This is a genomic window from Bacillus sp. 165 (assembly GCF_017742235.1).
Classification (GTDB): domain Bacteria; phylum Bacillota; class Bacilli; order Bacillales; family Bacillaceae_G; genus JAGHKQ01.
The window spans coordinates 1-24746 of the sequence record NZ_JAGHKQ010000015.1 but is presented as its reverse complement, the minus strand read 5'-3'; the positions used below and the strand labels follow the sequence as shown (position 1 = coordinate 24746).

Below are 24746 nucleotides of genomic sequence, written 5' to 3'. Positions count from 1 at the left end.
TTTACCCGTTTTATTCCTTAGTTGTCTCAACTTCGATATTCAACTTGTCCGCAGACTGGTGATCATCGTCATCATCTGTATCGCGCATTTCAATTTCTTGTTCATCGCTAGTTAACATTTTAACATCCATACCCAAGCTTTGTAATTCCTTAATCAATACCTTGAATGATTCAGGAACACCTGGCTCTGGTACATTTTCACCTTTAACAATAGCTTCATATGTCTTCACACGACCTACAACGTCATCTGATTTAACCGTTAAAATCTCTTGTAATGTATAAGCAGCGCCATACGCCTCAAGTGCCCAAACCTCCATCTCACCAAAACGCTGTCCGCCAAATTGAGCTTTACCGCCCAGAGGCTGTTGCGTTACTAGAGAGTATGGTCCAGTTGAACGAGCATGCAACTTGTCATCGACCATGTGGGCCAATTTAATCATATACATTACACCGACAGATACACGATTATCAAACGGTTCACCTGTGCGGCCATCATAAAGAACAGTTTTGGCATCATTAGCCATTCCTGCTTCCTGAATTGTTCCCCATACATCTTCCTCACGAGCACCATCAAATACGGAAGTTGCAACATGAATGCCAAGATAACGAGCTGCCATACCTAAATGAAGCTCTAATACCTGACCGATGTTCATACGTGAAGGTACACCTAGAGGGTTTAACATGATATCAATAGGTGTTCCATCAGGAAGATATGGCATATCCTCTTCTGGTAAAATGCGAGAGATAACACCCTTGTTACCATGTCGTCCCGCCATTTTATCTCCTTCAGAGATTTTACGTTTTTGTACGATATATACACGAACCAACTGGTTAACGCCCGGTGGAAGTTCATCCCCATCTTCACGGTTGAATACTTTTACATCCAGAATGATTCCGCCTCCGCCGTGTGGTACACGTAAGGAAGTATCACGAACCTCACGAGCTTTTTCTCCAAAGATTGCATGTAATAAACGTTCTTCTGCTGTTAATTCTGTTACTCCTTTTGGTGTAACTTTACCAACAAGAAGATCTCCGTCTTTTACTTCCGCACCGATTCGCACAATTCCACGCTCATCAAGGTTACGTAATGCTTCTTCGCCCACATTTGGAATATCACGAGTAATTTCTTCTGGACCAAGCTTTGTATCCCGAGCTTCCGATTCATATTCTTCAATATGAACAGAAGTATATACATCATCTTTTACAAGGCGCTCACTCATAATGATAGCATCCTCGTAGTTATACCCATCCCATGTCATGAAGCCGACAAGCACATTACGTCCAAGTGCAAGTTCACCCTTTTCCATGGAAGGTCCATCAGCAAGGATTTCTCCTTTTACTACTTCATCTCCAACACTTACAATCGGACGTTGGTTATAACAAGTCCCTTGGTTAGAACGAACAAATTTTAACATTCTGTACTTATCTAAATCGCCTTTAACCTTTTGCCCATCGATTTCTACATATCGACGAACCCAGACTTCTTTGGCTTCTACACGTTCTACCACGCCAGGATATTTACAAATAACAGCCGCTCCGGAGTCTTTTGCAGATACATATTCCATACCTGTACCAACAATTGGCGACTCTGGATTTAATAATGGAACTGCTTGACGTTGCATGTTCGCTCCCATTAATGCACGGTTAGAGTCGTCATTTTCTAAGAACGGAATACATGCTGTAGCAGCAGATACAACCTGTTTTGGTGATACATCCATATAATCGAGTCGATCACGTTTTACAACTGTGTTCTCACCACGGAAACGAGCAACGATATCTTCATCGATAAAATCGCCTTCTTCCGTTAATCTTGCGTTCGCTTGGGCTACTACATAATTATCTTCTTCATCCGCAGTCAAATAATCTACTCGGTTCGTTACGCGTCCAGTTTCTGGATCTACGCGACGATATGGTGTTTCAATAAAACCAAATTGATTTACTTTAGCGAAAGAAGATAAAGAGTTAATAAGCCCGATGTTCGGACCCTCAGGCGTCTCAATTGGACACATACGGCCATAGTGAGAATAGTGAACATCACGCACTTCAAAGCCTGCACGCTCACGTGTCAAACCACCTGGTCCCAATGCGGATAATCTTCGTTTGTGAGTCAATTCCGCTAGCGGGTTAGTTTGGTCCATAAACTGTGAAAGCTGCGAACTTCCAAAAAACTCTTTAATAGAAGCTATAACAGGACGAATATTAATTAGCGCTTGAGGCGTAATTGCATTTGTGTCCTGAATAGACATTCTCTCACGAACGACACGCTCCATACGGGAAAGGCCAATTCGGAATTGATTTTGCAACAACTCACCTACGGAACGCAGACGGCGGTTACCTAAATGGTCAATATCATCTGTATCTCCTACTTTGTAAAGTAGGTTAAAGAAGTAACTGATGGAAGCTATAATATCTGCCGGAGTAATATGTTTCACTCCATGCTCAACATTTGCATTACCAATTACATTGATGACTTGCTCACCATCTCCATCAGGTGTGTAAATCTTAATAGACTGTAAAGTAACATTACCTTCTACAACTCCACCCATAGGTCTCGCTGATTTAAACCCAATGTTATTTTCTAAGTATGGAAGAATGCGGTCAAGTGTGCGGCGATCTAAAATTGTACCTTCCGCAGCTAAGATCTCTCCCGTTTCTGGATCTACCAATGTTTCTGCTAAACGTTGGTTAAATAGTCTGTTTTTAATGTGTAACTTCTTATTAATTTTGTAACGTCCAACATTCGCCAAATCATAGCGCTTCGGATCAAAGAAACGAGAAACCAAAAGGCTCTTCGCATTCTCTACTGTAGGCGGTTCGCCCGGACGAAGACGCTCATAGATTTCTAACAATGCTTTCTCAGTACTATCTGTGTTGTCTTTTTCTAAAGTATTACGTAAGTATTCATTCTCGCCTAACAGTTCGATGATTTCTTGATCAGAACCAAACCCTAGTGAACGTAATAAAACAGTTACTGGAAGTTTTCTTGTACGGTCAATACGTACATATACTACATCCTTAGCATCTGTTTCATACTCCAACCAAGCACCTCGGTTTGGAATTACTGTGGCAGTAAATCCTCGTTTACCATTTTTATCAATTTTACCACTATAGTAAACGCTAGGTGAACGTACTAGCTGAGAAACAATTACGCGCTCTGCGCCATTAATCACGAAGGTTCCCGTTTCTGTCATCAGAGGGAAATCACCCATGAAAACGTCTTGTTCCTTCACTTCACCTGTTTCCTTATTAATGAGACGTACTTTTACACGCAATGGTGCTGCGTACGTAACATCACGTTCCTTCGATTCCTCTACTGGATACTTAGGCTCACCTAAGCTGTAATCGATGAACTCAAGAGAAAGATTTCCTGTAAAGTCTTCGATTGGAGAAATATCTTGGAACATTTCTCGCAAGCCCTCATCAAGAAACCATTGATATGAAGAGGTTTGAATTTCGATGAGATTTGGTAATTCTAACACTTCATTGATACGCGCGTAACTTCTTCGTTGGCGGTGTCGTCCATACTGAACTAGTTGACCTGTCAACTGCTTCACCCCTCAAATCAAGAGTTTTATAATCACACCAGAAAGCTAGTGTGGAGTCATGAGATAAAGAAAACCCGGTGCATACATAATTTTAAAAATTATAAACATCCACCAAATTGTCCTTATAAGTAATTTGAAAGTATTTCCTGCTTTTTACGCAAAAAAGAAAAATGGCTTCTATAAGAAAACCATCATTCTGTTTAACGCTCTACTGATTTTACTATCTTTTCCTAAGTTAGACAAAATTATACATTATATACTAACTATAGAAAATCGCACATTGGCATTTTATAATGTTAACATAACCAAAAATAACCGTCAACGTTTTTTTGATTTTATGATATAATATCCTTTTTTCTTTTCTACCACTTCAACGGTTCCATATACCTCTTCCATTTTCGCAAGAGCGGACGGAGCTCCTTGTTTTTTTTGAATAACAATCCAAAGCTCTCCTCCAGGAACAAGATATTCATTAGCTTCCTCTAAAATCTGGTGAACAACTTGCTTTCCCGCACGGATAGGGGGATTCGATAAGATCGCAGCATACTTCCTTTCAACATTTTCATACACATTACTTCGAAAAACCGAAATATTATTTATGTGATTCAAAGCCGCATTCTCCCGCGTTAGTTCCATCGCTCTTTCGTTTACATCTACCATATCAATGTTTCTTAGAGAATATGCTTTTGCAAGCGAAAGACCGATCGGACCATATCCACAACCCACATCCAAAAAATCTCCCTTAACTTCTGGTTCAACAAATGTCTCAATCAATAATCGAGATCCAAAATCCACCTCGTTTTTTGAAAACACACCATAATCTGAAAGGAAAGTAAAGGTATATCCTTTCAAATCATAATTCCATCTTTTTCGTTCACTTCTACTTATTGGATTGTCGGAAAAGTAATGATCTGCCATAAAACCCCTCTTTCCTACGGAACATTTAGTAACACCGTTATAAAGGTAAAAAAAAAGCTCGCGCTAGAGCGAGCTTTTTTATGCAGCACAAGTTAAATTACTTAACTTCAACAACTGCTCCAACTTCTTCAAGTTTAGCTTTGATTTCTTCAGCTTCTTCTTTAGAAGCACCTTCTTTAACTGCTTTTGGAGTGTTGTCAACAAGTTCTTTAGCTTCTTTTAAGCCAAGACCAGTTAATTCACGAACAACTTTGATAACTTTGATTTTTTGAGCGCCTGCGCTAGCAAGTACTACATCAAATTCAGTTTGCTCTTCAACAGCAGCAGCACCGCCACCAGCCATAACAGCTACAGGAGCCGCAGCAGTTACGCCGAATTCCTCTTCAATAGCTTTTACTAAGTCGTTAAGTTCTAATACAGTCATGCTTTTAACCGCTTCAATGATTTGTTCTTTAGTCATTTGAATATCCTCCTTATTTTTCGCTTTTTATTAATAACATAAGATGAAAGGTTCTAAATTAAGCACCTTGTTCTTCTTTTTGTTCAGCAACCGCTTTTGTAGCAAGAGCAAGGTTGCGGATTGGAGCTTGAAGAACGCTAAGCAACATAGAAAGTAAACCTTCGCGAGATGGAAGTTCAGCAATCGCTTTAACCTCTTCACTAGAAGCCAATTTACCTTCAATAACACCTGCTTTGATTTCTAAAGCTTCGTGCTTTTTCGCAAAGTCGTTTAATACTTTCGCAGGAGCAACTACATCTTCATTACTGAATGCAATCGCATTCGGCCCTGTTAGGTACGCATTAAGATCTGCTACTTCTGCTTGCTCAGCTGCACGGCGAGTTAAAGTGTTTTTGTATACTTTGAACTCAACACCCGCTTCACGTAAGCTTTTACGAAGTTCAGTCACTTCAGAAACTGTTAAGCCACGGTAATCAACAACGATAGTTGACTTACTTTCACGTAGTTTACCAGCAATTTCAGATACTACTTCTTGTTTAGCCTCAACTGCTTTGTTCATCATTACACCTCCTGTAGGTCTGTCTTGTACCGATACCGAAAGTGCGGCGTAAAAAAACCTCCACTCTTACAGAAGACATGGAGGTATTATAATCACAGAATAAATCCGTTCCTTATAATTAACACCTCGGTAGGAAATTAAGCCTTAAAAGCACCTACTGTCTACGGTACATCTATTGAATTAACAACATGTTTGATTATATAAAAACTTTTTAATTAAGTCAACTTCCAATTTTTATGCAAAAGTAGAAACGTCTACGCGTACACCAGGTCCCATTGTAGAAGCTACAGTTACGTTCTTCATGTACGTACCTTTTGCAGCAGATGGCTTAGCTTTTAACATTGCATCATAAATTGTTTGCAAGTTTTCAGCAAGCTTGTTATCTTCGAAAGATACTTTACCGATAGGAACATGAATGTTACCAGCTTTATCTACACGGTACTCTACTTTACCTGCTTTAATTTCGTTAACTGCTTTTGTTACATCAAATGTAACTGTACCAGTTTTAGGGTTTGGCATTAAGCCTTTTGGTCCTAATACACGACCAAGTTTACCAACTTCACCCATCATATCTGGAGTTGCTACTACTACATCGAAATCAAACCAACCTTGTTGGATTTTGTTGATATAGTCGCTATCTCCTACAAAATCAGCGCCAGCAGCTTCTGCTTCTTTTGCTTTTTCGCCTTTAGCGAATACTAATACACGTTGTACTTTACCAGTACCGTGTGGAAGAACTACTGCACCACGAATTTGTTGGTCAGCTTTCTTAGGGTCTACGCCTAAACGGAAAGCAACCTCAACAGTCGCATCGAATTTAGCAGTGTTAGTTTTCTTTACTAACTCGATTGCCTCTGCAATCGCGTAAGTAGACATACGATCTACTAGCTTAGCAGCTTCTAGATACTTTTTACCTCTTTTAGCCATTGTATTTTTCCTCCTTATGTGGTTTTAGCGGAATAACCTCCCACGATTGAGCCTTCCAATATGTGGATTTCAGCCGTGTTTTGTTACCGGTCTCGGACGGGCACGCGCCCTCTATCGATAAAACGATCATCGTGAAAATACTAGTGTGAGTGACGATAATAAAGGTTGCGAGAGTTATAGTTCTATACCCGCAACCTTCCTATCCACCAAAACTGCAACAGAATTAGTCTTCGATAACGATTCCCATGCTACGTGCAGTACCTTCAACCATGCGCATTGCAGCTTCCACGCTTGCAGCGTTTAAGTCAGGCATTTTTTGTTCAGCAATTTCGCGAACTTTATCACGCTTAACAGTCGCTACTTTATTACGGTTTGGTTCACCAGAACCAGACTGGATTCCAGCTACTACTTTAAGAAGAACAGCAGCAGGCGGAGTTTTTGTAATAAAAGTAAATGAACGGTCTTCAAATACCGTAATTTCAACAGGAATGATTAAACCAGCTTGGTCAGCTGTACGAGCGTTAAACTCTTTACAGAATCCCATAATGTTAACACCTGCTTGTCCTAGTGCCGGACCAACCGGTGGAGCTGGGTTTGCTTTACCTGCAGGAATTTGTAATTTTACAACTTTAATTACCTTTTTAGCCACGAGACACACCTCCTTAAGTCCGTGATGTGGTAAATGGGCTTTGCCCTCCCACTCAAATCATCTCACATATAGTGAGACAAATATTTCAATAAAAGCCTCCGCAATACGAAGACATACTGACTTAAAAGATATTAACACTTTTCAACGGCAATTTCAAGTTTTTCATTTATAATTTTTCGATTTGGGAAAAATCTAGCTCTACCGGCGTTTCACGTCCAAACATATCAACAAGTACTTTAACCTTTTGCTTTTCTGTATCAATTTCTTCAATTGCACCTGTGTAATTTGCGAATGGACCTTCTTTTACTCGTACAGTTTCATGCATCTCAAAATCAAAGTCTACCTTCTCACTCTCTACTCCCATACGTTTTAAAATAACTGCAACTTCTTCACTCAGTAAAGGTGTTGGCTTAGAACCGGAACCCGCAGAACCAACAAATCCTGTGACACCAGGGGTATTGCGTACCACATACCAAGAATCATCAGTCATAATAATCTCTACAAGAACATAACCCGGAAACACTTTACGCTTAGTTACTTTTTCTTTACCGTTTTTCATTTCCACTTCTGTTTCTTCCGGTACTACTACACGGAAAATCTTGTCTTGCATTCCCATAGATTCTACACGTTTTTCTAAATTCGCTTTTACTTTATTCTCATATCCAGAATACGTATGTACAACATACCAGTTTTTCTCCATAAAAATAGGACTACTGTCCTTCCCTCCCTGAAAATCCAATTTTTGCTCAAATTAAAAAACCCGTGAACCGGGTTTTTTGGTTATTGTATTCATCATTATACCATGTATAAGTGCTCGTTATTCAATAATTAGACGAATCAATCTAGAAATACCTAAATCAATAACTGCAAAAAAAACACCGAAAAAAACTACAGTTGTAAGTACAGTCAATGTAGAACGAAACAATTCGCCTCTCTTTGGCCAACTGACTTTTCTCATTTCACGAGCTACATCACCTAAAAAATTTGTCAAACGTCGCATGCGGAAACCCCCAATATTTATTACAGTTACAAGATCTATTAATGAAATTTTATTTAGTTTCTTTATGGATAGTATGTGTGTTGCATGCTTTGCAAAATTTCTTCATCTCTAAACGTTCTGAAGAATTTTGATTCTTCATCGTCGAGTAGTTTCTGCCATTACAATCAACACAAGCAAGAATAACCTTTTTTCTCATTTCCACACCAGCCTTGAATACATAACTATGATTCTTGTGAACCATGTATGAGACATAAATCTACCGCTTTTGCACCGTGACAAATGCATAAATATGCCTTTCACATCTCCAAAAGCGTACCATAGATTAAAAGCTAATGTCAATGAAAGGTTGTGCTTTCTCTCATTTCTACATAACGCTCCAACTTCCGTTTAACACGCTGCAAAGCATTATCTATAGATTTCACATGTCTATTTAACAGTTCTGAAATCTCTTGATAGGAACGTCCGTCTAAATATAAAGAAAGTACTTTCCTTTCTAAATCGCTTAATAATTCTGATATTTTAAGTTCTATGTCTACATATTCCTCTTGGTTAATGATCATTTCTTCAGGATCCATGACTTTTGCTTCAGAAATAACATCTAGTAGTGTTCGATCAGATTCCTCATCATAAATAGGCTTGTCCAATGAAACATACGAATTTAAAGGGATATGCTTTTGTCTGGTTGCAGTTTTAATTGCCGTAATAATTTGACGAGTAATACAAAGTTCGGCAAAAGCTTTAAATGAAGAAAGCTTGTCTTCTTTATAGTCGCGTATGGCCTTAAATAATCCTATCATACCTTCTTGAACGATATCTTCTCGGTCTGCTCCCACGAGAAAATAAGACCTTGATTTTGCACGCACGAAATTCCTGTACTTATTAATTAGGTACTCCAGCGCTTCTATATTTCCCCTGCGAACCAATTCTACTACTTCCTCATCCTCTAAACTTCGAAATTTCATGTTGCTTGTACTTAAGAAGTCTGATTCCACACTTATCACCCCGAACACTGTTTAGATAGTCAACATTATACAGCAAGGGTTTTAGGAGCGTCAATAAGTCAACGCTCCCCTCGCCTTAATTTTTCTAATTTTTCTGTAATTTCCTTACTAAATAATGATCGAAATCCTAGCTTGTGCTCTAATTCCTTCTTAATTTTATTTCGTACATTGTTTTCCATTCCCTGTACTTCAATTTCAAGTTCCCGCGCTGACTTTCGCAAAGCACCTTGTCCGAAGATTGCCCATTGCTCTGTATAATCTGATGTAGCTACATAAATTTGAGTATCAATTTTTTTTAACTCAATCGCAAGTTGTTCAATTTTCTCATCTGCAGTTTGATTTTTCCTTGTAAAAATAACTTCTACTTTAGATTGTTTTGTTTTTTTCTCTATCCCGTATACAAAGTGTGCATCAAATACAACGATAACTCTTGTCCCCGTATATCCTTGATAATCAGCCATTTTATCTATAAGCAAATCCCGTGCTGTTTGCAAGTCTGATTCCTTGAGTTTTTTCAATTCGACCCACGCACCGATAATATTGTAGCCGTCCACAATTAAAATATCTTTCATTATTACTCACCCAAAGGGTTTCTCTTTCGGTATACCTCATACATTAACAAGCTTGCAGCAACTGAAGCGTTTAAGGATGTGACTTTCCCAGCCATCGGCAAACGAACAAGAAAATCACACTTCTCCGTAATAAGACGACTGATTCCTTTACCCTCACTTCCTATTACTAAAGCAATTGGCATTGTTCCATCCAGATTTCGATAATCATCTTTTCCCTTTGCATCCGTCCCTGCAATCCAAACGCCTCGTTCTTTTAATTCTTCAATAGTTCTAGCAAGGTTAGTGACACGAACTACAGGGATATACTCAATAGCTCCAGTGGAAGCTTTGGCTACCGTTGCTGTCAAGCCTACCGCTCGTCGCTTAGGAATAATAATACCATGAGCCCCTGATGCATCTGCTGTTCTCATGATAGAACCAAGATTATGAGGATCTTCAATTTCATCTAATAATAAAAAGAATGGCTCCTCATTTCGTTTTTGAGCTAAGGAAAATAAATCATCTAATTCAGCATACTGATATGCTGCAACCTGAGCAATTACGCCTTGGTGGTTCCCCTCTGCAAGCTGATCTAATTTCTTTTTAGGGGAAAATTGAACGATTACCCCTTTTTCTTTAGCAAGTTGCAGTAATGTTTGTATCTGTCCCTTTGCCGAGCCTTCCGCTACCCAAATTTTATTAATGTCCCGTCCGGAGCGTATTGCCTCCATTACAGGATTACGTCCGATAATATATTCATGATTCATCTGAATTGCTTCCTTTCTTCTCCTCTACTATTGATATAGCCGATGAGATAAGTTCTTCCAGTCTTTCTTGATTTTGCAATAAATAATGATAGCCAAGCAGAGACTCAAATGCTGTACTGTATCGGTACGTTTGCACATCTGTATTTTTAGGGATAGTACCTGATTTTGCATTTCGTCCTCTCATCACTACTGCATGCTCTTCTTCTGTTAAAGAACTCTTTTCTAAGAGATAATGAATAATTGCTGCTTGTGCTTTTGCAGAAACATAATGTGTTCCTAAACGATGCAACTGATTAGGTCGAATATTCCCATTGGATAAAAGGTGATGACGGATATATTGCTCATACACCGCATCACCCATGTAAGCCAAGGCCAAACTATTCAGTTGCCTTACATCTAGTTTCGTCATGTTTATCCTCTTTTCCATCTTGTTCCTTGCGGCGTATCCTCCAAAATGATATGAAGGCTCTTCAATTGATCTCGAATTTGATCAGCTAAGGCGAAGTTACGATTTTTACGAGCTTCAATACGCTTTTGAATCAAAGCTTCTATATCCTCATCCAACAGTTCCTCTTGTTCATTTAATTCCATTCCTAGTACTATGAATAACTGTTCAAATTCATTCAGGTATGTTTCAATGACTTCTTTTGATGTATGCTTTTCTAATAAATATTGGTTTGCATGATTAGCCAAATTATACAATTCAGTAACAGCATTCGCAGTATTAAAATCGTCATCCATTGCCGCTTCAAATTTTTGACGGAACTCTAGAATTCCTGCTATCTTCATGTCATTATTCTCCGTCAAATTCGTACTTGCTTCCATACGATGCTTCAAGTTTTGATAGGATGTTTTAATTCTCTCCAATCCATTTTTGGTGCTTTGTAACAACTCTTCACTGAAATTAATAGGATGACGATAATGCACTGATAACATAAAGAAACGAATAAGCTGCGGGTCATACTGTTTAATAATGTCGTGTACTAATACAAAGTTACCTAGTGACTTAGACATTTTCTCATTATTGATATTAATATATCCATTATGCATCCAATAGTTTGCAAAGGTTTTTCCTGTCAACGCCTCAGATTGTGCAATTTCATTTTCGTGATGAGGGAACGCCAAGTCTTGACCGCCGGCATGTATATCTATAGTATCTCCTAAATATTTTCGAGCCATTGCAGAGCACTCAATGTGCCAGCCCGGTCTCCCCTTTCCCCATGGACTTTCCCAATAAATTTCTCCTTCTTTAGCAGCCTTCCAAAGAGCAAAATCTAAAGGGTCATGTTTCTTTTCGCCTACTTCGATACGCTCTCCTAAACGGAGTTCCGTAATAGATTGATGAGATAATTTCCCATATTCATTAAATTCCTTTGTTTTATAATAGACGTCTCCAGCGGATTCATATGCGTATCCTTTTTCAATCAATTGCTGAATAAACTCAATAATAATATCCATATTTTCTGTTACACGCGGATGAACCGTTGCACGCTTGCAGCCAAGTGCCGTTACATCCTCAAAATACGCCTTAACAAAACGATCTGCAATCGTAGGAACATCTTCTCCCAATTCGTTCGCTGCTTTAATCAATTTATCATCTACATCGGTAAAATTAGATACATATTGTACTTCATACCCTTTATATTCAAGGTAACGACGGACAGTATCAAACACTATAGCTGGACGTGCATTTCCAATATGAATGTAGTTATATACAGTAGGGCCGCAAACGTACATCTTTACCTTATTTTTTTCAATCGGTTTAAACTCTTCTTTTTGACGAGTTAGCGTATTATAGAGATAAATAGTCATGTTAATCTTTCCTTTCTCTTAAATCCTCAAGTTGTTTTTTTAACTGTGTTAATTGCATTTCCATAGCTTTTAATTTATCTGCAATAGGATCCGGGAGATCTGAATGGTTTAAGTCTCTGTCAACTTTTACCCCGTCTTGGATAACGACTCGCCCTGGAATTCCAACTACTGTAGAGTTTGGGGGTACTTCCTTCAGTACGACTGATCCTCCCCCTATTTTGGCATTCTCTCCCACAGTAATAGAACCTAACACTTTAGCACCTGTGGCAATCAACACATTATCCTTGATTGTAGGATGGCGTTTTCCCTTCTCTTTTCCTGTACCACCTAATGTAACACCTTGATAAATAGTTACATTATCTCCAATAATACAGGTTTCTCCTATAACCACTCCCATACCATGGTCAATAAAAAATCTTCTCCCAATTTTAGCACCGGGATGAATTTCAATACCTGTAAAAAAGCGACTTACTTGTGAAATCACACGAGCGATAAAAAATAACCGCCAATTATAAAATGCATGAGCTATTCGATGAGCCCACAATGCATGTAATCCAGAATATGTCAGAATAACTTCTATATAACTTCTTGCCGCCGGGTCTTGTTCAAAGACGACTTCTATATCCTCCTGAAGTCTCTTAAACATACATTTTCCCCCTTTTAATTTTATATAATCGGCTCTTTGATAATTGTAGCAAGGTTCTATAGTATCTATATAAGCATTACAAAAGAAATAAACAACAAAAAGGCGTCTCTGCATGAAGACAGAGACGCCTTGGGTTAAGCGCGGTTCCACTCTGTTTAGATGAATAAATTACCTTCACCTCAACTTAATTTTGCATAACGGCTTTCCACCGCTTCTACTTACTCCGAGTTCAGTAGAAGGCTCAAAGGTGCATTTCAAAAATTTTCTCTTAAACCACTTACAGCCGAAGGTGGTTCTCTCTGGAAAGAGGAAAATTTTTTACTTCTCCTTCTCGTCGCTTTTTATATAGATTTTTATAATACTGTTAGTATATTACAGTTTTCAGCAAAAAGTTAATCAATAACAGCAGCAATCCTAGTCATTATTTTATCTTTACCAAGTAAAGCAATTGCTTTTGGTAAGTCAGGACCATGTGTTTGCCCGGTTGTTGCAACTCGAATCGGCATAAATAGTTTTTTACCCTTTTGACCAGTTTGTTTTTGTGTTGCTTTTATAGCTGATTGTACAGCATCTGCCGTTAATATTTCAAGTGTTTCAAGCTGAGCTGCAAATGTACTCAATACTGTTGGTACCTGTTCTTCATTCAGCACCATTTGTGCTTCTTCATTATATTCCAGTTGTTCTTTAAAGAATACTTTAGATAACTCCACGATTTCAGCACCATAACTCATTTGATCTTGGTACAACGCCACTAAATCATGAATCCAAGCACTCTCTTGTTCGCCCATATTAGCACTCACTAAACCAGCTTCGATCAAATGAGGCAAGCTTAACTCTATTACACGGTTTACATCTTGCTTTTTAATATACTGGTTGTTCATCCATTTTAGTTTTTGTGTATCAAATACAGCTGGAGATTTTGATAAACGAGCCGGATCAAACATTTCAATGAATTGTTCTTTTGTGAAAATTTCTTCTTCTCCTACCGGAGACCAGCCAAGTAATGTAATAAAGTTTAATAATGCTTCTGGTAGATACCCAAGGTCATCATATTGTGAAATAAATTGAAGAACCGACTCATCACGTTTGCTTAACTTCTTTCTATTCTCATTTACAATCAACGTCATATGACCGAATTGAGGAGGTTCCCAACCAAACGCCTCATAAATCATCTGTTGCTTTGGGGTATTTGAGATATGCTCTTCACCTCGAAGAACATGGGTAATCTCCATTAAATGATCATCAATAGCAACAGCAAAGTTATATGTAGGGATGCCGTCTCGTTTAATGATGACAAAATCACCCATCTCGTTTGTATTAAAGGTAATTTCACCTCTTACCATATCATGAAATGTGTAATCTTGATTTTCTGGAACACGGAAACGAATACTTGGTACACGCCCATCTGCCTCAAAAGCCTGGATTTCTTCTTCAGTCAGATTGCGATGCTTACCAGAATAACGAGGTGTTTCGCCGCGACCCATTTGCTCTTCCCGTTCTGCTTCTAATTCTTCTTCATTCATATAGCATTTATATGCCAAGCCGCGTTCTAATAATTCATTATAATATTTCTTATAAATATCTAAGCGTTCCGTTTGACGATAAGGACCATAATTCCCTGGCTTATCGACACTTTCATCCCACTCAATACCAAGCCACTTTAAATATTTTAATTGGCTCTCTTCTCCACCTTGCACATTACGCTTTAAATCCGTATCTTCAATTCGGATTATAAAATCACCATTATGGTGCTTGGCAAATAAATAATTGAATAACGCTGTTCTCGTATTTCCAATATGTAAATGTCCTGTTGGACTTGGAGCATAACGTAATCTTACTTTTTTTGACATGGATGACACCTTCCGTCTTAATTTGTGTACTGTAAGCTTATATCATATAGACAGACAGTAAAGTTTCCTCAAAAAAATGTAGGCTGCCTGTTAATTTCACTAGTCATCGGTGAGTAATTCCTCACCAACACCAGTTCTATCCTTATAAGTTTATTACTTTTTTTTCAATAACACAATTGCTTGAGAAGCAATTCCTTCTTCACGTCCTGTAAATCCAAGCTTTTCTGTTGTCGTAGCCTTTACATTGACATTTTCAAGAGGAGTTTGCAATAACTCACTAATACGATGACGCATTTCTTCTATATAAGGTGCCATTTTAGGCTTTTGAGCGATAATAGTACAATCTACATTTCCTAGCTCATACCCTTTTTCACTCACAAATTCCCACACTTTTTCAAGTAAAATTGCCGAATCTGCATCTTTAAAAGCTGGATCTGTATCGGGAAAATGCTTACCAATATCACCTGCAGAAATTGCTCCTAAGCAAGCATCTGTAATGGCATGCAATAATACATCTGCATCTGAATGACCAAGCAATCCCTTTTCATACGGAATAGTAATCCCGCCAAGAATAAGCGGGCGCCCCTCTGCAAAAGCATGTACGTCAAATCCTTGTCCAATTCGAAACATCTTTACCCTCCTTAACTTCTCTTCAAAAAACTTTCTGCCACCAGTAAATCATCTGGTGTCGTTACTTTTATGTTATAATAACTTCCTTCTACTACTCCTACCTGCTTACCTAACCGTTCCACCAAACTGGCGTCATCCGTGCCAAGAAACGCTTCCTGACGTGCTTGTTCATGAGCCTCCACTAAAGCAGAAAGTCGAAAAGCCTGTGGTGTTTGCACCGCCCACAAGCTGGAACGCTCCACTGTTTCCTGAACTGTTCTGTCTTGAACACGTTTAATAGTATCCTTTACAGGGACTGCACAAATGGCTGCTTCATACTCTTCAGCAGAATGCAAAACAGTATCAATAATCTCTTGGGTTACAAATGGTCGTGCCCCATCATGTACTATGACAAACTCTCCGTCCTGTACCTTCATCAAGCCATTATATACGCTGTCTTGCCGTTCAGCTCCACCGGGAACAAATATTACTTTCTTGTTAAGACGGTATTTTTCTATAAACTGACGAAAAATATCCTGTTCTTGTTCATTTATAACTAGTATAATTTGCTTACATTTTATATCTCTTTCAAACACTTTTAATGTGTGAACAATAAGCGGGATGGAGGCTACTTCTAAAAAGAGTTTGTTCTTTCCTGCCCCCATACGTTTCCCTTGTCCCGCTGCTGGAATGATTAATGTGTAATTCATTTGGATACCTCTTATATTACAATGCTTTTTCTAGCAGTTTTCGCTTTGCAAAGATCATTCTTCCCGCTGATGTCTGTAACACGCTAGTAACGAGAACATCAATTTGTGTACCTATGTACTGACGCCCATCTTCCACAACAATCATCGTTCCATCATCCAAATATGCAACTCCTTGATTATGCTCTTTACCGTCCTTTACTACATAAACGCTCAACTCTTCACCAGGAAGAACAACTGGCTTAATAGCATTTGCTAAATCATTAATATTTAAGACTGCAACTCGTTGCAGCTCACATACTTTATTTAAATTAAAATCATTCGTTACTACTGTACCGCCTGTAATCTTTGCCAGCTTTACAAGCTTGCTGTCTACTTCTTGAATATCCTCAAAGTCACCTTCATAAATTTCAACTTTAACTGAAAGCTCTTTTTGAATTTTGTTTAAAATATCCAAACCTCTTCGGCCACGGTTCCGTTTTAATGCATCTGAAGAATCAGCAATATGCTGCAGTTCCTCTAATACGAACTGAGGAATGACCAAAACCCCTTCTAAAAATCCGGTTTGACAAATATCTGCAATTCTTCCGTCAATAATTACACTGGTATCTAGAATTTTAAAATTAGCAGAACGGCTTTCCGGCTCTTCCTCTGTATTCTTCTTTTTACCTGCTCTTTGCAATAATGTCACAAGCTCATTTCGTTTTTTAAATCCTACCTGAAATCCTAAGTATCCAAGCAAAATAGTCACAAAAATTGGTAAAACCGTACTTACGACTTGAATAGAAATATACTTGACAGGGTAAAGAAGTAAATAAGCTAATATAAGTCCGAAAATGAGGCCTAAGCTTCCAAATAACACATCTGTTACAGGTGCTTTTACTAATGCTTCTTCAACATATTTTATAAGATGAACAATATAGTCCACCAACCAAAATGTAGTAATAAATAAAATAGCCGCTCCGATAATAGCTCGAACATAGGATTCTTCCAGCCAGCCTATAGAACCGACATTTAACAGATTGACAACTTTGGGTATAAAGAAAATACCCAATGTACCGCCTACGATTAGAAAGAAAATCTGTACAACCCGTTTTAACATTCAACCACCTCCTACTCATTATTGACAGTCTATTTCAATTGAAAACGTCGAATGAGAAAACAGAAAAGACTTTCATGATTTGCTTACCAATATATCATAACACATTTTGGAAATGTTGGATTTAGTTATCTTGTTACACGAATTTAATATTCTTAATTATGACGGCTGATATAAAGTTGTTCTTGTATTCGTTTCAGCCCCTCACGGATTTTTTTGGCTCGGACTTCTCCAATTCCTTCTACTTCATCTAAGTCATCCATCGTCGCCTTGCAAATACCTTTAAGATTCTTGAAACAGTTAATCAAATTCTCAATGACAAGCGGCGGCAATCGTGAAATTTTCCCTAAAATCCTATATCCTCTTGGCATTACAATCTCTTCCAAGTTAATTTGTCCTGGGTAACCAAGCAACCTTATTATATCTGTATCCTCCAGTAATGCTAGGTTAGACAACTCTTGCAGCTTTTTTAAGATTTGATAGTGATCTTGTGTTTTTTCATAATGATAATCCTTAATAAGTAACGCTGCTTCTTCTTCTAAATCTGCCAAAAGCTCTGTCAGCTGGAGACGAATTAATCTTCCCTCTGTGCCAAGTTCATTGATATAACTAAAGATTTCATTTTTTATACGAAGAACCATTTCCACACTATGAAGAACATGTAGCACTTCAGACAGTGTCACTACCTCTTCAAATTCCAATACACCAAGATTTGTGATCCCTTCATTCCATACAATCTTATATTTTTCAAGGGTTTGAATCGCTTGATTTGCTTTTGTTAAAATCACTCCCATATCCTTTAATGTATAACGTAAATTGCTTTGATATAGGGTAATTACATTCCTTCTTTGTGAAATAGCTATTACGAGACTTCCTGTTTGCTTCGCTACCCTTTCTGCAGTACGATGACGCATGCCCGTTTCCATAGAATCAATTGCAGCAGCTGGCATCAATTGAGCATTAGCGATTAAAATTTTGCTCCCTGTCTCATTCAAAATGATAGCACCATCCATTTTTGCCAGTTCATATAAACTTGCAGGAGAAAAGGGGCAATTAATATGAAACCCTCCATCTACAATTCCTTTAATCTGATCGTTATAGCCTAAAACAATTAGCCCTCCGGTTTCTGCACGCAATACATTATCAATTCCTTCACGAAGAGGTGTACCCGGAGCTACGAGCTGTAAAATATTGATAATACTCTTTTTTTGCTTGTTTTCCTCCATTTACTATCCTCCTAACGTATATCGAAGAGCTTCTCCGATGTTAGATACACCTACTACCTCAATATCGTCAGGTACAGTCCAGCCTCCTAAGTTCTTTTGTGGTATCACCGCACGTTTAAATCCTAACTTAGCCGCTTCCTGTACCCTCTGTTCTATCCTTGATACTCTGCGCACTTCGCCTGTTAAACCAACTTCTCCAATTACTACGTCTGTTGGTGCAGAAGCTTTATCACGGAAGCTCGAAGCAATACTTAAGGCAACTGCAAGATCAACGGCTGGTTCATCTAATTTCAATCCTCCTGCTACCTTTAAATATGCATCTTGATTTTGCAACAACATTCCTGCACGTTTTTCTAACACAGCCATAATAAGCGATACTCGATTATGGTCAATACCAGTTGCCATTCTGCGAGGATTTCCAAAGCTGGTTGGAGAAATAAGGGCTTGCACCTCTACTAAAACCGGACGTGTCCCTTCCATTGAAGCAACTACCGTTGAACCGGCTACTCCAACAGGCCGTTCCTCTAAAAAAATTTCTGAAGGATTCAAGACCTCCTGCAAACCAAGCTCCTTCATTTCAAAAATTCCAATTTCATTAGTAGAACCAAAACGATTCTTTACTGCTCTTAAAATTCGATATGTATGGTGACGTTCTCCTTCAAAATACAAAACAGCATCTACCATGTGTTCTAATAATCTAGGTCCTGCAATGGACCCTTCTTTTGTGACATGACCAACAATAAAAATAGGAATACCCTTTGTCTTTGCCAATTTCATAAGCTCAGATGTACACTCCCTTACTTGGGAGACACTTCCTGGTGCAGAAGTAATATGCGAAAGATAAATAGTTTGAATAGAATCTATCACAACGAAAGCAGGCTGCACTTCATCGATATATTTTGAAATATATTCTAAATCTGTTTCAGATACAACATACAAGTTATTACTTTGTACATCTAAGCGATCTGCTCTTAATCTAATTTGTTTTGCGGACTCCTCACCAGATATATATAACACTTTATATGAGCTATCTGCTAACTGAGACGATACTTGTAGTAATAAAGTAGACTTTCCAATTCCTGGGTCTCCTCCTATTAGTACAAGGGAACCATTCACAATTCCTCCCCCAAGCACGCGGTTTAATTCTTGAAACCTTGTGAAAATACGGGCTTCCTGCTTCGTTTCCACTTCCATAAGAGGACGAGGCTTTGCAAATTCAGACTGCAAACCTGTATTAAATGTCAGTCGTTTCGATGTTGTTTGTGCTTCTAACTCTTCAACTAATGTATTCCATGCACCGCATCCAGGACATTTTCCCATCCATTTAGCCGATTCATAGCCACAAGACTGACAAACAAATTTTGTTTTTCTTTTCGCCATATTTCAGCCCATCCTTTATTATATATACTTATCCTTATGTTACCAAGTTTATCCATTGTAACAATATAAGAAAAGAGGCTACATCAGCCTCTTTTCTTTTTCTTATTTTACCTTTTCTACGCTTTGAACGACAAATGATTCACCTTCTACATCAAGTACAACTTTCTGTCCTTTTTCAATTGTACCTTTCAAAAGTTCCTCAGATAATCTGTCTTCAATATGCTTTTGAATGGCTCTGCGCAACGGACGCGCTCCATATTCTGGATCAAACCCTTCATCTGCAATTTTTTCAATGGCTGCATTCGTTAGATATAGCTCCATCTCTTGCTCTTGCAAGCGTTTTGTTAACTGATTTACCATCAAAGTAACAATCTCTTTAATATGCTTTTTCTCTAAAGAATGGAATACGATAATCTCATCGATACGGTTTAAAAACTCTGGACGAAATGCTTTCTTTAATTCATCCATTACTTTATTTTTCATATCTGCATAATCACGGCTTTCATCTTGAATATTAAAGCCGAGATATTTATTTCTTTTCAGTGTATTGGCCCCTACATTCGATGTCATAATGACGATAGTATTTCTAAAATCAACTGTACGTCCCTTAGAGTCTGTTAAACGACCATCCTCTAATACTTGAAGAAGGATATTAAATACATCGGGATGTGCTTTCTCTATTTCATCCAATAAAATGACTGAATATGGTTTGCGGCGTACTTTTTCTGTCAACTGACCGCCTTCCTCATATCCAACATATCCAGGAGGTGAACCAACGAGACGGGAAGTAGCATGTTTCTCCATGTACTCTGACATATCCACACGAATCATAGCATCTTCATCACCAAACATAGATTCTGCCAAGGCACGTGCTAATTCCGTTTTACCAACTCCTGTAGGTCCTAAAAAGATAAATGAACCAATTGGGCGTTTTGGATCTTTTAATCCAGCTCTTGCACGTCGTACTGCCTTAGCAACAGCTATAACTGCTTCCTCTTGACCTATCAAGCGATCATGTAAAATTGTTTCAAGATTAAGCAGCTTTTCTGTTTCTGTTTGTGCAAGCTTTGAAACAGGAATACGAGTCCATGTAGATACAACATTAGCAATGTCCTCTACTGTCACTTCTGAATTTTCTTTTCCTTGCTTTTCTTTCCAAATTCGCTTCGTATCTTCTAATTGCTCTCGTAAACGTTGTTCTGTATCACGTAAAGAAGCCGCTTTTTCAAACTCTTGACTTTGTACAGCTGCATCCTTCTCTTTGCGGACCTCCTCCAGCTTTTGCTCTAATTCTTTTAGATTCGGAGGTGTTGTGTAGGAACGTAAACGTACTTTCGAAGCTGCCTCATCAATAACATCAATAGCTTTATCAGGTAAGAACCGATCTGTAATATAACGGTCTGAAAGCTTAACCGCTTCAATTATAGATTCATCAGTGATAGAAACACGATGATGTGCTTCGTAACGATCACGTAATCCTTTTAAGATTAGAATAGTTTCTTCCAAAGTCGGCTCATCTACTTGAATTGGTTGAAAACGACGTTCCAAGGCTGCATCCTTCTCAATATATTTACGGTACTCATCTAATGTTGTAGCACCAATACATTGTAATTCTCCACGAGCCAATGATGGTTTTAATATATTAGAAGCATCAATAGCCCCTTCTGCCCCACCAGCTCCAATTAAGGTATGAAGCTCATCAATGAATAAAATAATATTTCCTGCTTGGCGAATTTCATCCATTACTTTTTTTAAACGATCTTCAAACTCACCACGATATTTTGTACCTGCTACCACCGTTCCCATATCTAAGGTCATAACACGTTTATCGCGTAAAATTTCTGGCACTTCATTATTTACAATTTGTTGGGCAAGTCCTTCAGCAATCGCTGTTTTTCCAACTCCAGGCTCACCAATTAATACTGGATTATTTTTAGTTCTGCGACTTAATACTTCAATAACCCGTTGAATTTCACCGCTTCTCCCAATAACAGGATCAAGACGTCCTTCACGAGCAATCACAGTTAAATCACGTGCCAAGCTATCTAAGGTTGGTGTATTTGCGTTTGTTGTTGTGCCATTTTGATGACCTGAAGAAGACTCATTACTTCCCAATAATTGTAATACTTGTTGTCTTGCTTTATTTAAACTCACACCAAGATTATTTAATACACGTGCCGCTACACCCTCACCCTCACGAATTAAACCGAGCAATATATGTTCTGTACCTACATATGAATGTCCGAGTTTTCTAGCTTCATCCATTGAAAGCTCAATGACTTTCTTTGCACGCGGAGTATAATGTACTGTTTGAGATGTATCTTGCCCTCTGCCAATCAATGCTTCTACTTCTTTTTGAATTTTTTCAGGGCTTAGTCCCAAAGCACTTAATGCTTTTGCAGCAATTCCTTCTCCTTCACGAACTAAGCCAAGCAATATATGCTCAGTTCCAATATTATTGTGACCAATGCGAATTGCTTCCTCTTGTGATAAGGCTAATACCTTTTGTGCTCGTTCCGTAAATCTTCCAAACATCATATTCTTCAGCCTCCTACACCATGATTTTTATCTTGCTCAAGCAACAATCTTTCACGAATTAACGCCGCCCTGCGGTAATCCCGCTCTTCCGGACGTAATGGCTCTCCCACATATTGAGTAAGAATGCCTGGTTGCGTTAAAATCATAAGTTCATTCAAAATATTTTTAGAAATATTTTTGATATATCCAATATCAATTCCTAAGCGAACATCAGATAAACAGCTCGCTGCTTCATTCGATTCAATCAATCGGCTGTTTACCAATATCCCTAAGGAACGATATACTTTATCCTCTAAAGGAATAGGGGAGGTCTTCATTAAAGCTTCTCGAGCAGAACGCTCTTGCTCAATAAGCTGCTGAACTACACTTTTTAAATCTTCAACAATCTCTTCCTCTGATTTCCCTAATGTAATCTGATTCGAAATTTGAAAAATATTACCAACAGCTTCGCTTCCCTCTCCATACATGCCCCTCACTACTAGCCCAAGTTGATTAATAGCAGGAATAATACGTTTCATTTGCTGAGTCAAGACTAATGCAGGCACATGCATCATAACAGAAGCACGAAGACCTGTACCTACATTTGTTGGGCAACTTGTTAAGTAGCCGTATTCTTCATCAAATGCATATTCTGCTTTTTCTTCAATCCAATCATCTAAATGATTTGCAATTTCCAGCGCTTCAGATAATTGAAATCCTGGTGCTAAGTACTGAATCCGTATATGGTCTTCTTCATTTATCATTATGCTGATTTTCTCGTTTTCAGATAATAAACAAGCTCCGGAATAAGAATTCTCTGCCAAATCTGGACTGATAAGATGTTTTTCTACCAATACTTTCCTTTCAATCGGCTGTACTTCTGACATCTTTAGCAACTCTAATTTACCAAAGGAAAGAAACGGTTGATAAGAAAGCTTCTCTTCGCACATATCAATAATTTCTTTTGCTTCTTTACTAGAAAATAAAGTTGGAAAGGAATAGTTTTGCAAATTTCTAGCAAGGCGAATTCGACTACTTAATACAATATCTGAAGCTGGACCTTCTTCTATCATCCATGGACTAATAGCTTGATTAATGATGCGATCTAGTGACATGGAACTATTCCTCCTCCCTATGTGCACTTAATTGCTTTTCAATAATTCGAATTCTATCTCGCATTTCTGCTGCCTGTTCAAATTCCTCCTGCTGAATATGTTTTTGAAGCATCTGTTTTAACTCATCTAATTCTTTGCGAAGGTGTATATTTCCTCCCATCCGCTTTGGAATTTTCCCTTTATGCAAGGTATTTCCTCCATGAACTCTCTTTAATATCGATTCAAGCTGAGCTTTAAACTCTTTATAACAATGAGAACATCCAAACTTTCCTATTTTCGTAAATTGCTGATACGTCATCCCGCACTTTGAACACTGCGGCATAGGCTTTTGTGAGAATGCATTAACTTTCTTGTCGGCAAATGATTGTTCTGTATTTAACAACCCCGCTAATAAATTATGAATCGAGAAACCAGGATTTCCAGAAGATAAGAACATATCTCCTTTATGCTGAGCGCATGTGTCACAAATATGGATTTCTGTTTTTTCTCCATTTACTACTTTTGTAAAATGTAAAGTAGCTGGTCGTTGTTTACATTCTTGACAAATCAAAGAACACACCACCTTTACTACAACAAACTTATTTGTATTTCAAGCTAGTAAGCATTGCTTTTAACATACGTGCACGTAGCTCATCCCGATATGGGAGCTCCGCTAATAAAACGGAACGATCAAGTACACTAAGCATTAATTTACCTTCACGGCTGGTAATGACCGTTTCTTCCATTAATGTTTGTATTACACTTTCAGCATTAAATTGAGAAATACTATTCTTAATAATACGAAGCATCTGTTCAATTAGATGGATATCCTCATGTAAATTCACCTTAATAATGCGAATATATCCTCCGCCTCCTCGTTTACTCTCAACTATAAAACCGCGTTCTAATGTAAAACGAGTATTTATAACATAATTAATTTGAGACGGCACACAATCAAACTTGTTCGCAATTTCACTTCTTTTGATTTCTGCTATGTTATTTCCGTTTAAGTCAATAACCTTTCTTAAATACTGTTCGATGATATCAGATATATTTCTCATTCACCTTCCACCTTTATTGACTTTGACTATCTTTGACTATAATTATATACGTATTATAAAATTTTTCAACTCATTTGTACTTCATCAATAGCCTAGCCAATTTTCATAACGATTCATACTATAAAAATGAGAAATCTGTAACTTTATATTTATGTGCAGCGAAAATAAATATGATGGCAAATCTATGGAGAAAAAATATATATTCTGTTTAGATATGTATATATGGAGTATACGGATTTTACTACTATGAAATAAAGTCGAGCACTTTCTAACAATAAGAGCTGTGCATTAATGTAGGATCCATGTTTACTGTTGAGGATTCGATGCTGAAGAAAAGAAGATAACTATAATAAAAAAACCAGTCAATTT

25 protein-coding genes and 2 other annotated features are annotated in these 24746 nt (G+C 38.0%); all 25 genes read right to left on the bottom strand.

What is annotated here, in order from left to right; genetic code table 11:
* Positions 1-10: 10 nt before the first annotated feature.
* The 25 genes from rpoB to J7Q84_RS15450 all read right to left on the bottom strand — a co-directional run bounded on the left by rpoB (position 11) and on the right by J7Q84_RS15450 (position 24377).
* Complete coding sequence (gene rpoB / locus J7Q84_RS15570; RefSeq protein WP_209095774.1) at positions 11-3544, bottom strand: DNA-directed RNA polymerase subunit beta; 3534 nt, start codon at positions 3542-3544, stop codon at positions 11-13.
* A 318-nt stretch (positions 3545-3862) separates the two neighbouring features.
* Entirely contained in the window at positions 3863-4462 is a 600-nt protein-coding gene (locus J7Q84_RS15565) for a class I SAM-dependent methyltransferase (protein ID WP_209095771.1), read from the bottom strand.
* A 97-nt stretch (positions 4463-4559) separates the two neighbouring features.
* Entirely contained in the window at positions 4560-4922 is a 363-nt protein-coding gene (gene rplL, locus J7Q84_RS15560; RefSeq protein ID WP_209095769.1) for a 50S ribosomal protein L7/L12, read from the bottom strand.
* 58 nt (positions 4923-4980) lie between these two features.
* Positions 4981-5481, bottom strand: a complete 501-nt coding sequence (gene rplJ / locus J7Q84_RS15555; RefSeq protein ID WP_209095768.1) for a 50S ribosomal protein L10 — start codon at positions 5479-5481, stop codon at positions 4981-4983.
* 42 nt (positions 5482-5523) lie between these two features.
* Positions 5524-5666, bottom strand: a sequence feature (ribosomal protein L10 leader region).
* A gap of 49 nt (positions 5667-5715) precedes the next feature.
* The gene (rplA, locus tag J7Q84_RS15550) at positions 5716-6408 is read right to left on the bottom strand and encodes a 50S ribosomal protein L1 (protein ID WP_209095766.1); all 693 of its coding nucleotides are present in this window, start codon (positions 6406-6408) and stop codon (positions 5716-5718) included.
* A 223-nt stretch (positions 6409-6631) separates the two neighbouring features.
* Positions 6632-7057, bottom strand: coding sequence for a 50S ribosomal protein L11 (gene rplK, locus J7Q84_RS15545; protein WP_164464297.1), 426 nt, complete (start codon positions 7055-7057; stop codon positions 6632-6634).
* A 166-nt stretch (positions 7058-7223) separates the two neighbouring features.
* Positions 7224-7757 carry a transcription termination/antitermination protein NusG gene (gene nusG, locus J7Q84_RS15540; RefSeq protein WP_209095764.1) on the bottom strand — a complete coding sequence of 178 codons (534 nt, stop codon included), beginning with the start codon at positions 7755-7757 and terminating at the stop codon, positions 7224-7226.
* A 117-nt stretch (positions 7758-7874) separates the two neighbouring features.
* Positions 7875-8057 carry a preprotein translocase subunit SecE gene (gene secE, locus J7Q84_RS15535; RefSeq protein WP_209095762.1) on the bottom strand — a complete coding sequence of 61 codons (183 nt, stop codon included), beginning with the start codon at positions 8055-8057 and terminating at the stop codon, positions 7875-7877.
* A gap of 49 nt (positions 8058-8106) precedes the next feature.
* Positions 8107-8253, bottom strand: coding sequence for a 50S ribosomal protein L33 (gene rpmG / locus J7Q84_RS15530; RefSeq protein WP_209095760.1), 147 nt, complete (start codon positions 8251-8253; stop codon positions 8107-8109).
* Between the two features lie 139 nt (positions 8254-8392).
* Positions 8393-9019: an RNA polymerase factor sigma-70 gene (locus tag J7Q84_RS15525; RefSeq protein WP_247739314.1), complete on the bottom strand. Its 627-nt coding sequence runs from the start codon at positions 9017-9019 to the stop codon at positions 8393-8395.
* Positions 9020-9117: 98 nt separating this feature from the next.
* A complete protein-coding gene (locus tag J7Q84_RS15520; protein ID WP_209095752.1) occupies positions 9118-9630 on the bottom strand; it encodes an NYN domain-containing protein in 513 nt (170 codons plus the stop codon).
* Positions 9631-9632: 2 nt separating this feature from the next.
* A complete protein-coding gene (gene rlmB, locus J7Q84_RS15515) occupies positions 9633-10376 on the bottom strand; it encodes a 23S rRNA (guanosine(2251)-2'-O)-methyltransferase RlmB (protein WP_209095750.1) in 744 nt (247 codons plus the stop codon).
* Positions 10366-10785 (bottom strand): Mini-ribonuclease 3, encoded by a 420-nt coding sequence (locus J7Q84_RS15510; protein ID WP_247739312.1) that lies wholly within the window; start codon positions 10783-10785, stop codon positions 10366-10368. The genes rlmB and J7Q84_RS15510 overlap by 11 nt, the downstream gene beginning before the upstream one ends.
* A gap of 2 nt (positions 10786-10787) precedes the next feature.
* Entirely contained in the window at positions 10788-12188 is a 1401-nt protein-coding gene (gene cysS / locus J7Q84_RS15505; protein ID WP_209095746.1) for a cysteine--tRNA ligase, read from the bottom strand.
* 1 nt (position 12189) lies between these two features.
* Positions 12190-12834 carry a serine O-acetyltransferase gene (gene cysE / locus J7Q84_RS15500; protein ID WP_209095744.1) on the bottom strand — a complete coding sequence of 215 codons (645 nt, stop codon included), beginning with the start codon at positions 12832-12834 and terminating at the stop codon, positions 12190-12192.
* Between the two features lie 117 nt (positions 12835-12951).
* Positions 12952-13178, bottom strand: a binding site (T-box leader).
* 48 nt (positions 13179-13226) lie between these two features.
* Positions 13227-14684, bottom strand: a complete 1458-nt coding sequence (gene gltX, locus J7Q84_RS15495; protein WP_209095742.1) for a glutamate--tRNA ligase — start codon at positions 14682-14684, stop codon at positions 13227-13229.
* A 153-nt stretch (positions 14685-14837) separates the two neighbouring features.
* Positions 14838-15314, bottom strand: coding sequence for a 2-C-methyl-D-erythritol 2,4-cyclodiphosphate synthase (gene ispF, locus J7Q84_RS15490; RefSeq protein WP_209095740.1), 477 nt, complete (start codon positions 15312-15314; stop codon positions 14838-14840).
* Between the two features lie 11 nt (positions 15315-15325).
* Positions 15326-16003: a 2-C-methyl-D-erythritol 4-phosphate cytidylyltransferase gene (ispD, locus tag J7Q84_RS15485; RefSeq protein ID WP_209095738.1), complete on the bottom strand. Its 678-nt coding sequence runs from the start codon at positions 16001-16003 to the stop codon at positions 15326-15328.
* Positions 16004-16019: 16 nt separating this feature from the next.
* Positions 16020-17102: a PIN/TRAM domain-containing protein gene (locus tag J7Q84_RS15480; protein WP_209095736.1), complete on the bottom strand. Its 1083-nt coding sequence runs from the start codon at positions 17100-17102 to the stop codon at positions 16020-16022.
* A 152-nt stretch (positions 17103-17254) separates the two neighbouring features.
* Positions 17255-18325: a DNA integrity scanning diadenylate cyclase DisA gene (gene disA, locus J7Q84_RS15475; protein WP_209095734.1), complete on the bottom strand. Its 1071-nt coding sequence runs from the start codon at positions 18323-18325 to the stop codon at positions 17255-17257.
* Positions 18326-18328: 3 nt separating this feature from the next.
* Complete coding sequence (gene radA / locus J7Q84_RS15470; protein ID WP_209095725.1) at positions 18329-19705, bottom strand: DNA repair protein RadA; 1377 nt, start codon at positions 19703-19705, stop codon at positions 18329-18331.
* Between the two features lie 102 nt (positions 19706-19807).
* Positions 19808-22243 (bottom strand): ATP-dependent protease ATP-binding subunit ClpC, encoded by a 2436-nt coding sequence (gene clpC, locus J7Q84_RS15465; protein ID WP_209095716.1) that lies wholly within the window; start codon positions 22241-22243, stop codon positions 19808-19810.
* A 5-nt stretch (positions 22244-22248) separates the two neighbouring features.
* Complete coding sequence (gene mcsB / locus J7Q84_RS15460) at positions 22249-23337, bottom strand: protein-arginine kinase McsB (RefSeq protein ID WP_209095707.1); 1089 nt, start codon at positions 23335-23337, stop codon at positions 22249-22251.
* 4 nt (positions 23338-23341) lie between these two features.
* Positions 23342-23887: a protein-arginine kinase activator protein McsA gene (mcsA, locus tag J7Q84_RS15455; protein WP_209095705.1), complete on the bottom strand. Its 546-nt coding sequence runs from the start codon at positions 23885-23887 to the stop codon at positions 23342-23344.
* A gap of 28 nt (positions 23888-23915) precedes the next feature.
* Positions 23916-24377, bottom strand: coding sequence for a CtsR family transcriptional regulator (locus J7Q84_RS15450; RefSeq protein ID WP_209095703.1), 462 nt, complete (start codon positions 24375-24377; stop codon positions 23916-23918).
* Positions 24378-24746 lie beyond the last annotated feature (369 nt).